Raw genomic sequence first — 13,092 nt, 5'->3', positions numbered from 1 at the left:
CGCTCGCCGGCCGGGCACCCCGCCCCACCGCACCTGATCGAGCTGACCACGTCGGAGTCCACGAGGAGAAAGCGGTGCGCGAAACCAACACCCCGTTACTGGTCATCGGCGCGGGGCCCTACGGGCTGGCCCTGTCCGCCCAGTGCCGCCACGACGGGATCGACCACATCCTGCTCGGCAGACCCATGTCGCTGTGGCACGACCACATGCCGCGCGGCATGTTCCTGCGGTCGCGGTGCGACTGGCACCTGGACCCGTTCGAGGTGTACACCCTGGACCGGTACGCCCAGGAGCACGGGTTGACCGGGCGGGACCTCGACCCGATCCCGCTGTCGCGCTACCTGGACTACGCGGCGTGGTTCCAGGACCGCCGGGAGGTGGTGGCGCACCCGCGCCAGGTGGTGCGGCTGGACACGCGCGGCCCGGACGCCACCGGGTTCGTCGCCGAACTGGACACCGGCGAGGTCATCGTCGCCGACCAGGTGGTGGTGGCCACCGGGCTCGGTTCCTGCGCCCACGTCCCGCCCGAACTGGCCGCCGTCCTGCCCGACGGGTCCTATCGGCACAGTCAGGACGTCGTCGACCTGGCCGCACTGGCCGGCAGGTCGTGTCTGATCGTGGGTGGTCGGCAGAGCGCGTTCGAGTGGGCGGCGCTGGCGGCCGAGGAAGGCGCGGCCGAGGTGCACGTGTGCCACCGGCACGCCACCCCCGGGTTCGCGCCGGCCGACTGGACCTGGGTCAACCCGCTGCTCGACCGGTTCGTCACGGAGCGCAGCTGGTACCGGGAACTGTCCACAGCGGACAGAGCGGAGATCACCCAGCGCATGTGGCGGATCGGCCGGCTGCAACTGGAGGAGTGGCTGGCGCCGCGGATCGACCGCGACAACGTGCGCCTGTGGCCGCACACCCGGGTGGTGTCCGGCCAGCGCACGGGCGACGGCCGGGTGCGCGTCACCCTGGACAGCGGCGACGCGCTGACCGTGGACACCGTCGTCCTGGCCACCGGGTACCGGATGGACGTGGCCAGACTGCCCTTTCTGGCCGCCGGCGGCCTGCTGCGCGAACTGGCCACCGACGACGGGTTTCCCGTGCTGGACGAGAACTTCCGGTCCAGCGTCGCCGGCCTGTACTTCACCAGCAGGTTCGCCGTGCGGGACTTCGGCCACTTCTTCGACTTCACCGCGGCCGCGCGGGTGTCCGCGCGGGTCATCTCGGAAAGCGTCCGGGCGGCTGGTTCGGGAACGGCCTGAACCGGCGACGTCCCGGTGCACGGCACCAGAGAGGGGTTCCTTGTGATGAGTGGCGCATCGCCGTCGTATCTGGTCAAGCGGTCCTGTCTGCACAACGTTCGGGTGACCTCGTCCGTCCCGTTCCCCACCGCCGACATCCCCGAGGGCCTGGTGCTGCCCAGGACCATGATGGAGATATCGGACTTCGTTCCCTACGAGCAGGTCGTCGTCACCAAGATCGGTGGGGACAACTGGGTCAACCGGATGTACACCTTCGTCCTGCCGGGCGACTCCGACGAGGTCGAGGCCAGGGGCTCGGTGGCGCACCTGCTCGGCGTCGGCGACGTCTGCTGCGCGATCTCCAGAACCACGCTGAACCAGCGCCAGTACGAGGCGCACGTGGCCGACGCCAGTGAGGCGGCACTGCTGGACGTCCGGTTCTACCCGGAGCGGGACGTGGTCAACGACTACGACGCCGCCAAGATCGTGGTGGAGACCGGTGGCCGGGCCCGGCGGGTCGACGCGCTGCCCCCGGAGGTCGTCGACCGCCGCCGGGAACTGCCCAGGACCCTGTTGTCCAACCTGCTGGCCAACCTGGAGATCCAGGAGGTGGAGCGGCGCGGCTGCATCGAGATGAGCGCGGAACTGCCCGTGGAGTACATGCGCCGCGCCGGGTTCTGCGTCAACCAGAGCATCTTCGTCTACAACGCCAGCCGGGGCGGGACCTCGGCCGAGAGCTATGTCGTGCCCAGCCTCACCAAGCGGACGGTCGGCATCTCCGGCGCGCTGTCGGCCGTGGCCGACGTGGGCGACAAGGTCTCGGAGGCCGCCTACGTCAACTCCACCGAGCTGGTCGTCCCCACCGTCTGCAACCTGCTCAACGAGCCGGTGCTCAGCGCGTAGCACACCCGGGTGGTGTCGTGGCCGGACGCGGTGGTCCGGCCACGACCCAGGGGACCGAGCACGAGTCACCGCCGGTGCGGCCGGCTCCCCGCGCCGCCCGCAGGGTCCTGTGTGGACACCGGCTGATCAGCGCGGGACGTCCGGAGCCGGTCCGGTGGTTGCCGGCGCGGGTTGACCAGCCGTCAGCACCGAGTCGGTGGTGCAGCGGATGGCGGATGTCGACACGGTCACCGCCGCTGGGACGCGACCGCACCGCGCGCGCGGCCAGGGCCTTTCCGGCCGCGTCGAGGTGGCTGGGGCCGACGGTGAGCCAGAGGATGGTGCGCACCCGGAGGTCGAACGCGCTGAGATCGACGTCCACGTCGAAGTGCAGCACGCCGCCAGCGCGCAGCTCGTGCAGCCGACGCCGCACCGTGCTCGCCGAAACCCCGGTGGCCGCCACCAGCTCCTCGACCGTGGCGCGTCCGTCGCCGCTCAGCACGTCGAGGATGCGCTGGTCCGCGGCGTCCAGCCGGGTCGGCGGCGCGGTCGGGGCGGGCAGGTGCGCGGTGAGCTGGGCCACCTGGGCCGCGTCGAGCCGCCCGTGCTTGGTGAACGGCATCCCGGCGCCGCCGTAGAACACGTGCAGGATCTGGTGGGCGCGGACGTCCAGGACGTGGCGGGTGCGTGGCAGCGCCTCCAGCAGCAGCGGGTCCACCCCGGCGCCCCGGGCGGCGCCGACGATCTCGGTTCCGCCCGAGCACAGGCTGATCCAGCTGGTGTCGGCACGCCGGGCCAGGGCGTCGGCGATCTCTCCCGCGGCCTCGGGCGTGGCCCGCACCCGCACCGCCCACTGCGTCTGGTCCACCACCGCCGGGTCGCTGAGCCCCACCACCCGCAGCGCGCGGGTGGCGCGCAGCCGCGCGTAGCGGCGGACGACGGTCTGGTCGGAGACCCCCAGCACCTCGCCGATGCGCCGGAACGGGGCCCGGGCGTCGATCTGCAGGGCGTGCAACAGCCTCCGGTCGAGATCGTCCCTGTCCGCAGTCGTGCACCAGGCCTTCGCCGCCGGCCTGGACGGCGTGTTCACGCTCGCCGGTGGCGCCGCGCTCCTCGCCGCCGCGCGGGGCTGCGGCCACGACCCGGGGGAGGGGCTAGCGGGGGTGGGTCGGCGGCAGGACCTCGTGGATGCGCTCGCCGAGGAACACGTCGTTGTCGCGGTCGATCCACTGGCGGCGCAGCACGGCGAGCGCGGTCGACATGTTGAGGCCGTCGATGCCGGGGAGCGCGCCGAGGTCATCGGTGACGAACCGGGACAGGTGCTCCTCGTCGCGGAACACCGCGTGGTGGGTGATCGGCGCCGGTCCGGCGGTCATCACGGTGAACCGCCCGGACGGGCCCGCGCGCAGTGCGGCCAGCACGGTCGGGATGTGTCGCGGCTGCACGTCGAGGGTGATCAGCGCGGTGAGCGGGAAGCCGAGGACGGCGGGTTCGATCTCCACGCGGGGCCGGGCGGCGCCCTGTTCCAGCACCGACTGGATCAGCCGGTACGCGGTGGACCGGCTGACGTCGAGTTCGCGGGCGGCCTGTGCCGCGGAGATCCGGCCGTCGTCGAAGAGCAGGCGCAGCGTGTTGGACTCGGCCTCGGTGAGCGGCCCGACCCGGTCCGGCGGCGAGTTGGGGTCGGCGTCGACGTGCTCGCGCAGCGCGGCGGCCTGCGCGTCGGTGAGGCGGTTCAGGTGCCAGGCCACGGCCTGGCGCGCCGCGCGCAGCACGAGGTGCGCCTGGATGGACGCGATGCCGGGGATCGCGGGCAGCGTGTGGGTCAGCAGGCGGCGCAGGTCGGTTCCGGACAGCGGGTAGATCGTGCAGTAGATGTCCGCGTCCCCGCTGGTGATCAGAATGGACTGGGCCTCGCGCACCTGTTGGATCGCGGCGGCGACGCCCGAGGTCGTGCCGGGCTCGCACTTGATCCACACCACGTACGGGTTGCCGGTGGTGAGCAGCGACCAGTGCACCGTGGAGATGAAGCGCAGCAGCCGGCTCTCCTGCAGCCGCTGCATCCGGCGGCCGACCGTGCTGGCCGAGGTGCCCAGGACCTCCGCGATGGTGTTCAGCGGAGCCCGGGGGGCGAGTTGCAGCGCGGCCACCAGATCGAGGTCGGCGTCATCCAGTTGTTGCAAAACGTCACTCCGTGTTGAACGGTTCTCCCATCGGGGTCACATATCTTGACACAACTCTGCATCCGACTATTTGATACCGGCTCAAATCACCGTGTAAGACAAGGCGGAGGGGTTCGTGACCGAGGTGACGACACGGCGGCGTTCGGTGACGTCGTCGGTGATGCGGGTGCTCGATCTGGTGGATCGGGCCGGGAACAAGCTGCCGCATCCCTTCTGGCTCTTCGTGATCCTGAGCGTGCTGGTGGTGCTGGCGAGCTGGGTGCTGTCCGCGCTCGGCGTCTCGGTGACCTCCCCGGTGGACGGCAAGGAGGTCGGGGTCAAGAGCCTGGTCTCCGATGCCGGGGTCCAGATGATGCTCGGCGACCTGATCAAGAACTTCGTGAACTTCCCGCCGCTCGGGCTGATCGTGGTGGTCATGCTCGGTGTGGCGATCGCGGATAAGACCGGGCTGCTGTCGGCGATGATGCGTGGCGCGCTGGCCCGGGTACCACCTGGTCTGGTCACCTTCGCCGTCGCGCTCACCTCGATGTTCGCCCACGTGGCCTCGGACGCCGCCTTCGTGGTGATGATCCCGCTCGGCATGATCGTGTTCCAGGCCGTGGGGCGCAGCCCGATCATCGGCGCGATCGTGGCCTACGTCGCCGTGGGCGGCGCCAGCAGCATCAGCCCGGTGATCGAGGGAACGGACGCGGTCTTCGCCGGCCTCACCACCACGGCCGCGCACACCATCGACCCGGACTACGTGGTCACCCCGGTCGCCAACTACTACTTCTCGGCGGCGTCCTCGCTGCTGCTTGCGGTCACGATCACCGTCGTGACCGAGTTCGTCGTCACCCGGCGGGTCGCGGCGATGAACGCGGTCGAGCCGGAGCTGACCGGCGTTGACGAGCTGCCCGACATGTCACTGTCCGCTGTGGAGCGGACCGGGCTGCGGCGGGCGCTGATCGCCGCGGCGCTCTACCTCGCCGCGGTGGTGATCGCCGTGCTGCCGAGCGGTTCGCCGCTGCGCGGCGAGGGCGGGTCCATTGTGGACTCGCCGCTGATGGAGAACGTCGCCGTGCTCATGATGCTGTTCTTCATGATCATCGGCGCCGTCTACGGCGTGACCGTGCGCGCCATCCGCTCGCCCAAGGACTTTCCCGAGCTGATGGGCCAGGGGCTGCGCGAGCTGGTTCCCGTGCTGGTGCTGTTCTTCGCGGTCTCGCAGTTCCTCGCCTACTTCAAGTGGACGAACATCGGCCAGGTCATCGCGATCGCCGGCGCCAGCACGCTGGACTCGATGGACGCGCCGCCAGTGGTGATCTTCGTGGGCGCGGTGCTGCTGATCAGCGTGCTGAACCTGTTGCTCACCAGTGGTTCGGCCATGTGGGCACTGGTCGCCCCGGTGCTGGTGCCGATGCTGATGCTGCTGCACATCCACCCGGAGACCACCCAGGCGCTGTTCCGGGTCGCCGACGCGCCCACCAACAGCCTCACCCCGATGAGCCCCTACTTCGTGATCGCGCTCGGCTTCATCCGGCGCTACCGGCCGTCCGCCGGGATCGGCACCCTGATGTCGCTCGTGCTGCCGCTCGCCGTCGTCAACCTGTGCGTCTGGGTGCTGATGTTCCTGGCGTGGTACGCGCTCGGCATCCCGCTCGGCCCCGGCGTTCCGGTCCGATGACCCGCCCCCCACACAGGAAGGCGCATGATTTGTCCGCGAAGTCGTTGTCCACGTGGTGCCGAGGCGAGCTGGACGAACTGCTCGGCGATGTGTCGATGCTGGTGCGGCACGAGTCGCCGAGCGGTGAGAAGGCGTTGCTGGACCGGACCGCCGACTCGATCATGGCCTGGCTGGACCGCCGGCTCGGCGCGCCGGACCACTGGACGCGGCACGACCACGCGGAGCACGGCGACCTGCTGGAGGTGACCTACTCCGGCGCCACCGGGGCACCCGTGCTGATGATCGGCCACTACGACACGGTCTGGCCCTCGGGGACCCTGGACGGGTGGCCGTTCGCGGTGCGGGCGGACGGGACGGCGACCGGGCCGGGGATCTACGACATGAAGGCCGGGCTGGTCACCGGTGTGTGGGCGGTGCTGGCGCTGCGCGCGTTCGACCTGCCGTGCCCGACGGTCCGGTTCCTGTTCAACGGAGACGAGGAACTCGGCAGTCCGAAGTCCCGGCCGCACATCGAACGCGCGGCCCAGGACTGCCTGGCCGCGCTGGTGCTGGAACCGGGCGTCGGCTGGGACGTCAAGACGGAGCGCAAGGGCGTCGGGATCTTCACCGTCACCACGCACGGGGTGGAGGCCCACGCCGGCAACAACCCCACCGACGGTGCCAGCGCGGTCCACGCGCTCGCCGAGATCGTCCACCAGCTCACCCGCGAAGCCGACCACGACAGGGGAACCACGATCAACGTCGGCACGATCAGCGGCGGCACCGCGCGCAACGTCATCGCGGGACAGGCCAGCTGCCTCATCGACATCCGGGTCAGCGAGCAGGCCGAGGCCGAGCGGATCGACCGGGTCTTCGCCGCGCTGCGCGCGAGCGACCCTCGGGTGCGGGTGCGGGTCGACGGGCGCTGGAGCCGCCCGCCGATGCGGCTCGGCCCAGCCAGCCGGACGCTGTTCGACCTCGCCAACGACGTTGCCACGGCACTGCGCGCCCCGCTCGACCCGATCAGCGTCGGCGGTGGCAGCGACGCGAACTTCGTCTCCGCCCTCGGCCTGCCGGTGCTCGACGGACTCGGTGCCAGCGGGGGCGGCGCGCACGCCCGGCACGAGCACGTGGTCGTCGACGACATCCCCGACCGGGTCGCGCTGGTCGCCGGGCTGCTGAGCCGGCTCGCCGACGAGCCCCGTGGACAGCGGCACCCGCAGGACGGCTGACGCGGCCTCCGCCGACGCCGCATCGGAGGGGCGGGCCGCCGGAGCACTGACCGGTCTTCGGCGGCCCGCCCGCCCATAACGAGGTGCACCGGATTCGAAACTTTCGGCCTCCGGGCTCGGTCACCTGGCCGGCCTGGGGTCGGCTGGGTTAACCAGCGCTGAACCGGATCAGTGAGCGCGGGCAGGCTACCAGCCGTAACGCCTCTCGTGATGAGATCATTCGAGCCGAATTGTTTCCGAAATATTTTCGAAACTGTTGACAACCCTCCGGCGTCGGTCCAACACTCTTGGTGTCGACAGGGTTCGCTGTCGAACTGGGTCAAAGGCAAGACCGGGCTGCCGATCACCTGCTGACCGGCAGATCCGCGGGCGCATCGGGTGACGCCGACGGGCGGCCGTCAGTCGGCCACTGACAGCCCCGAGCGGGTCCCGGCGCACTGCCCGGTTGCCGTGCCAACCCTCAACGCTGAGGAGGAAGTACGCACATGACCATTGCCAGTGTTCATCCGACGAGCCGCCGGCGCGGCCGCTTCAAGATGCTCATCAGCGGGGCCTGCGCCGCGCTCGTGATGGCGATCGTTCCCGGCGTCGCCGCCGCGAGCACCAGTGGCGACGTGGGCGCCACCGCGCTGTGCTCCAGCCAGACCGGCACCAACAACGGCTACTACTACTCGTTCTGGACCGATGGCGGCGGATCGGTCTGCATGGACATGGGGTCTGGCGGCAACTACAGGACCACGTGGAGCAACGTCGGCAACTTCGTCGGTGGCAAGGGCTGGAGCAACGGTTCCCGCAGGACCGTGAACTACTCCGGCAGCTTCAACCCGTCCGGCAACGCCTACCTGGCGCTCTACGGCTGGACGTCCAACCCGCTGGTGGAGTACTACGTCGTGGACAACTGGGGCAACTACCGCCCCACCGGCACCTACAAGGGCACCGTCACCACCGACGGCGGCACCTACGACATCTACCAGACGATGCGGTACAACGCGCCCTCGGTCGAAGGCACCAAGACCTTCCCGCAGTACTGGAGCGTCCGGCAGTCGAAGCGGACGGGTGGGTCGATCACCACTGGCAACCACTTCGACGCGTGGGCCCGCGCCGGCATGAACCTGGGCAGCTTCAAGTACTACATGATCCTCGCGACCGAGGGTTACCAGAGCAGCGGCAACTCCAACATCACGGTGAGCTGACCAGCGGTTCCGCCCCGCGACCACCGTCAGCCGGAGTTGGTGCGGTGACCACCCGGGTCACCGCGCCGACGCCGCCCCCAATCCCTCGTAGCCGCCGTCGTGGCACCGTCGCCAGCCGGCGGCTACGAGGTTTTGCGCCGTCCCCGCCCCGCGATCACCCGCCGACCGGCCGGGCCGCCCCGGGCGTGGGCTGGCGCGTTGCGAACTGGGCCCGGTAGCGGGTGGGTGTGGTGCCCAACGCGGTGGCGAAGTGCTCGCGGAGGCGGGCGGGGGTGCCGAAGCCGCACTGCGCGGCGATGGCGTCGATGCCCAGCGCTGTGGTTTCGAGGAGGTGCCTGGCGCGGGCGAGGCGCTGCGCGACCAGCCAGTTGTGGACGGTGCTGCCGGTGCGGGCGCGGAAGGCGCGGGTGAAGGTGCTCCGGCTCATGTGCGCGCGGGCGGCGAGCTGGTCGATGGTCTGCGGTGTGTCCAGGTGGGCCTGTGCCCAGTTCAGCACGCTGGTCAGCGGATCGGTGCCGGGGTCGGGGACGGGGAGTTCGATGAACTGGGCCTGGCCGCCGGGGCGGTGCGGGGCGGCGACGATGCGGCGGGCGACGCGGTTGGCGACGGCCTGACCGGCGGTGCGGGCGAGCAGGTGCAGGCAGGTGTCGATGCCTGCGGTCGCGCCGGCGCCGGTGACGATCTCGCCCTCGTCGACGTACAGCTCCTCCGGGTGCAGCTGCACCAGGGGAAACCGCTGCCGGAAGGTGTCGGCCCACTTCCAGTGCGTGGTCGCGGTCCGCCCGTCCAGGATGCCGGAGTCGGCGAGGACGAAGACGCCAAGGCAGAGCCCGACCACCAGCGCGCCACGCCGGTGCGCCGCGCGCAGTGCCGCCCGCACGGGCGCGGGCGCGGGCACGTGCGGATCGGACCACCACGGCACCACCACGATGTCGGCTCGGCTGAGCGCGTCGAGTCCGGCGCGGACATCGATCGCGTAGCCCGCGCTCGTGGTCAGCCGACCGGGCGCGGGGGCGGCCACGGTGATCCGCCACGGCGGCATGTCGCCGGGCGGGGATTCCGGCCCCCACACCAACGACGGCACGGCGAGGTGGAACGGGCTGATCCCCTCGAACGCGAGGACGGCGACTCCCGGGACGCCCATCGGTTCCTCCTTCGCACGCATCCGGCCGATCCCGACCGGAGCTGACCCGAATCGGCATGTCCACCCGGAATCGGGTCGGTCAGGATGGTAACCGTCCACATCGGAAGCGAAGGAAGCACCATGACCAGCACCACTCTCCGCGAGATCAGCGCACTGCCGACGACCCCGGCCGTGCTGTCCGACGCCACGGTGATCCTCGTCGACTACCAGAACACCTACACGCGCGGCGTGCTGCGGCTCGACGGCTGGGAGCGGGCGCTCGACGAGGCGGCCGAACTGCTGGCGCGCGCCCGGGCCGAGGGCGCCGAGGTCATCCACGTGATGCACGACGGCGGCGAGGGCAGCCCCTACGACATCCGGCAGGACATCGGCCGGATCCACGAGCGCGTCGCCCCCGCCCCGGGTGAGCGGGTGGTGGTCAAGACCGCGCCCAACGCGTTCGTCGGCACCGAGCTGGGCGACCTGGTCGACGCCGCCGGGCACGACAACGTGGTGATCGCCGGGTTCATGACCCACATGTGCGTCACGTTCACCGCCGAGGGCGCGTTCCTGCGCGGAAACGCCCCGACCGTGGTGGCCGCGGCGTGCGCCACCCGCGCGCTCCCGTCCGCCGCCGGTCCGGTGAGTGCCGCCGAGCAGCACCGCGCCGCCCTGGCCACCATCGGCGACCTCTACGGCGTGGTCGTCGCTTCCGCGGCCGACCTCGGCTAGTACGCCGCCCCTTCAGCGCCGGCCGGGGTGGGCGACGCGCCGGCCGACGCTGCCCGGGCTGGCACCTACCGGGGTGACCTGGGTGGGACACCGCGCTTCCCTTCCGAAGCGGATTGACAAGCGGAACGTGGTTCCATATTGTTCCGGAACAGCGATCCGCTTCGATCGTGGTCGACGAGAAACGCTCCTGACCACTTCGTCCGCCGTTGGCCGACCGCGATCAGCGGCACCACCTCCGGAAGGGGAACCCCACATCATGAGTGCACCGAGGCACGCCGCCGACACCGTCCCCGCGCCCGCGCCCGTCCTCTCGGTCAGTCCGGTGGTGCTGCCGGCTCCCGGCCGCGCCGTGGACCTGCAGGTGCGCGTGTCCGCGCCGGTGACCGGCGACGAACTGCCGATCATCCTGCTCTCGCACGGCCAGGGCTACTCGAACCACCTCTCCTCGCTGAACGGCTACGCCCCGCTCGCCAACTTCTGGGCGGCGCACGGCTTCGTCGTGATCCAGCCGACCCACCTGAGTTCCCGGTCGCTGAGCCTGCCCGCCGACACCCCCGGAGCGCCGCTGCACTGGCGGTCCCGGGCCGAGGACATGACGCGCGTCCTCGACCAGCTCGACGCGATCGAGGCCGCCGTGCCGCAGCTGCGCGGGCGGCTGGACCGAGGCAGGGTCGCGGTGGCCGGCCACTCGATGGGCGGGCACACCGCGAGCCTGCTGCTGGGCGCCCGGCTCACCGATCCCGACACCGGTGCCGAGGTGGACCTGGCCGATCCCCGGATCACGGCGGGTGTGCTGCTGGCCGCGCCCGGCCGGGGCGGCGACGCGGTCACCGAGTTCGTGCGCGAGAACTACTCCTTCTTCCTGAGCACGGACTTCACCACGATGACCACGCCCGCCCTGGTGGTCGCCGGTGACAAGGACGCCTCCACCCACCTGACGGTGCTGGGCCCGCAGTGGCACACCGACCCGTACCACCTCTCCCCGGGCCGCAAGGCCCTGCTCACCCTGTTCGACGCCGAGCACGGGCTCGGTGGGGTGTCCGGCTACGACGTCGCCGAGACCACCGACGAGAACCCCGAGCGGGTCGCCGTGGTCCAACGGCTCACCTGGGCCTACCTCCGCAGCGAGTGCTACCCCGGGGATCCCGCGTGGCAGGCGGCGCGGGACGCGCTGGCCACCGCACCCGACCCACTGGGACGCGTCGAGACCAAGTGAGCCAGCGCGGCGGCCGCGGCCGGCGCCGTCGCACCGCCTCGGCCCGGCCGGGTGCAACACAAACCCGGTGGGCGCGGACATCCAGGGTGTCGCGGGTGTGCGACGCGGCATCGAGGCGGACTGCGACGGAAAGGAGTACGAGCGGTGCGAACCTCTCACCGGCTGTGGGTGCTCGCCGCGGTGGCGGCGGTTGGTGGCTCGCTGTTCCCGCCGGGCACTGCCGCGGCGCGCGCGGACGAGCTGGGCGGGATCAGCGGGCGGGTCTGGCTGGACCGCGACGGGAACGGGGTGTTCGACGACACGGACGCGCTGTTCCCGGTGATCGAGGACATCCGGATCAGCAGGGCGGACGGCACGTGGTCGGGCAGCGTCGAGCTGTCGCACGGCGTCTTCGCGGTCGCGGACCTGGCACCGGGGCGGTACGTGGTGGACGGCGCGGTCCCCGCGTACGCCTCGACCACCCCGTCCCAGGTGTCGGTGCTGGTGCCCCCGGGCGGCGTCGCCGAGGTGGAGTTCGGCATCCGGGGCGGGACGATCTCCGGGGTGGTGTGGCTGGACGAGAACGAGGACGGGGTCAGGCAGGACGCCGAACCGCTGGGGGTACCCGGCAGGACGATGCGGATGAGCGCCTACGACACGGTCACCACCTTCCACGTCACCGACGTCGACGGGCAGGGCCGGTTCCTGTTCCAGGACCTGCCGGCCACCGAGTACATCCTGGACACGTTCCTGGCCGTGCAACCGGAGTTCGGCCCGACCCGACCGTTCGTCGGGGCGCCGGAGCGCGATTCGGACCTGGACTGGAACCTCGGCGACGGCAGGCGGGTGGCCATCGAGGTGCGCGAGGACGGTTACGCCACCACGGCGACGAACATCGACGCCGGGTTCGTGCGGAACCGGCGCGACCTGGTCGCCGAGGAGCTGACGGCCACACCGGACGGCGACCTCGCGGTTGGCCAGCCGGTCGTGCTCCGGGCGGTGGTCGGCAACCGGGGCAACACCACCGCCCGGATGCAGGGCCAGGTCAGGCTGCCGGCCGGGCTGCGGATCGTCGCGGCCACCTCGACCGAGCAGACCAGCGTCAGCGGGCAACTGGTCAAGGTCGGTTGGCGGAGCCACTACCACCCGCCCGGCACGTTCGAGGTGCTGATCACCGCGGTGGTCGACGCGCTGCCGACCGACCCGGTGCGCTTCACCGTCGTTGACGTGCTCGACCCCGATCTGCCGGAGACCAACCCGGACAACAACGCGCTGACCCTGACGCTGTGACCGGGTGGCCGTGCCCACCCGGTCAGCGTCCCCGGCCGTCCCCGCGCGGCGGGCGCCTCACCGCACCCGCTCCCAGCCGCGCCGGGGCGGCCGACTGCCGAGCTGGTCGTCCCGGCTGCGGTACACGATGTAGGGCCGGGTGAGGTAGCCGATCGGCACGGAGAACACGTGCGGGTGGTGCGTTGTGGTCATCGTCGTCCCGGCCGTCACTCGCAGTCGAGTAGGTCATCACTGGCCCGCCCCTGGGCGAGCACGGTTCAGCCTTGGTCAACTGCGGATGGCCGGACAGGGCCGACCGGCCTTGCGGCGAAAGGACCAACGTCCCTACGCGGCCCCCGGGCACCGGCCGCACCCGGGCGGGTTCGCGGCGGGCGCCACCACCGGCGGCGGG

11 protein-coding genes and 1 pseudogene are annotated in these 13,092 nt (G+C 71.4%); 8 read left to right on the top strand and 4 right to left on the bottom strand.

Going from position 1 to position 13,092, the window contains the following annotated elements; genetic code table 11:
- Positions 1-74 precede the first annotated feature (74 nt).
- Together LX83_RS00585 and LX83_RS00580 are read left to right on the top strand one after the other, a co-directional pair.
- A complete protein-coding gene (locus LX83_RS00585) occupies positions 75-1,250 on the top strand; it encodes an NAD(P)-binding domain-containing protein (protein WP_253765763.1) in 1,176 nt (391 codons plus the stop codon).
- A gap of 45 nt (positions 1,251-1,295) precedes the next feature.
- A complete protein-coding gene (locus tag LX83_RS00580; RefSeq protein WP_253765761.1) occupies positions 1,296-2,132 on the top strand; it encodes an aspartate 1-decarboxylase in 837 nt (278 codons plus the stop codon).
- Here the strand turns inward: LX83_RS00580 and LX83_RS38250 are convergent.
- Both LX83_RS38250 and LX83_RS00570 read right to left on the bottom strand, forming a co-directional pair.
- Complete coding sequence (locus LX83_RS38250) at positions 2,122-3,201, bottom strand: Lrp/AsnC family transcriptional regulator (protein ID WP_308203883.1); 1,080 nt, start codon at positions 3,199-3,201, stop codon at positions 2,122-2,124. The two genes, LX83_RS00580 and LX83_RS38250, sit on opposite strands and share 11 nt — an antisense overlap.
- Positions 3,202-3,265: 64 nt before the next feature.
- Positions 3,266-4,294, bottom strand: coding sequence for an Lrp/AsnC family transcriptional regulator (locus LX83_RS00570; protein ID WP_253765756.1), 1,029 nt, complete (start codon positions 4,292-4,294; stop codon positions 3,266-3,268).
- 160 nt (positions 4,295-4,454) lie between these two features.
- Between LX83_RS00570 and LX83_RS00565 the strand changes: the two genes are divergently transcribed.
- From LX83_RS00565 to LX83_RS00555, 3 genes are all read left to right on the top strand, one after another.
- Entirely contained in the window at positions 4,455-5,957 is a 1,503-nt protein-coding gene (locus LX83_RS00565; protein ID WP_253766930.1) for an AbgT family transporter, read from the top strand.
- Positions 5,958-5,986: 29 nt separating this feature from the next.
- Positions 5,987-7,168, top strand: coding sequence for a M20 family metallopeptidase (locus LX83_RS00560; RefSeq protein WP_253765754.1), 1,182 nt, complete (start codon positions 5,987-5,989; stop codon positions 7,166-7,168).
- A 485-nt stretch (positions 7,169-7,653) separates the two neighbouring features.
- The gene (locus LX83_RS00555; protein WP_301327394.1) at positions 7,654-8,361 is read left to right on the top strand and encodes a glycoside hydrolase family 11 protein; all 708 of its coding nucleotides are present in this window, start codon (positions 7,654-7,656) and stop codon (positions 8,359-8,361) included.
- A 154-nt stretch (positions 8,362-8,515) separates the two neighbouring features.
- Here LX83_RS00555 and LX83_RS37570 read toward each other — a convergent pair whose 3' ends face one another.
- Positions 8,516-9,505, bottom strand: a complete 990-nt coding sequence (locus LX83_RS37570) for a GlxA family transcriptional regulator (RefSeq protein WP_301327393.1) — start codon at positions 9,503-9,505, stop codon at positions 8,516-8,518.
- Positions 9,506-9,625: 120 nt separating this feature from the next.
- On the opposite strand from LX83_RS37570, the gene LX83_RS00535 reads away from it, so the two are divergent.
- From LX83_RS00535 to LX83_RS00525, 3 genes are all read left to right on the top strand, one after another.
- Positions 9,626-10,216 carry an isochorismatase family protein gene (locus LX83_RS00535; RefSeq protein ID WP_253765751.1) on the top strand — a complete coding sequence of 197 codons (591 nt, stop codon included), beginning with the start codon at positions 9,626-9,628 and terminating at the stop codon, positions 10,214-10,216.
- Between the two features lie 256 nt (positions 10,217-10,472).
- Positions 10,473-11,432, top strand: a complete 960-nt coding sequence (locus LX83_RS00530) for an alpha/beta hydrolase family protein (protein ID WP_253765750.1) — start codon at positions 10,473-10,475, stop codon at positions 11,430-11,432.
- Positions 11,433-11,576: 144 nt separating this feature from the next.
- Complete coding sequence (locus LX83_RS00525; RefSeq protein ID WP_253765748.1) at positions 11,577-12,701, top strand: SdrD B-like domain-containing protein; 1,125 nt, start codon at positions 11,577-11,579, stop codon at positions 12,699-12,701.
- Positions 12,702-12,758: 57 nt separating this feature from the next.
- Here LX83_RS00525 and LX83_RS00520 read toward each other — a convergent pair.
- Positions 12,759-12,872: pseudogene (locus LX83_RS00520) on the bottom strand (respiratory nitrate reductase subunit gamma); the annotation flags it as partial.
- Positions 12,873-13,092: the final 220 nt, after the last annotated feature.

The organism is Goodfellowiella coeruleoviolacea, assembly GCF_024171785.1.
Classification (GTDB): Bacteria; Actinomycetota; Actinomycetes; order Mycobacteriales; family Pseudonocardiaceae; genus Goodfellowiella; species Goodfellowiella coeruleoviolacea.
The sequence above is the reverse complement of the archived record's forward strand: the minus strand, read 5'-3'. Positions and strand labels throughout refer to the sequence as shown.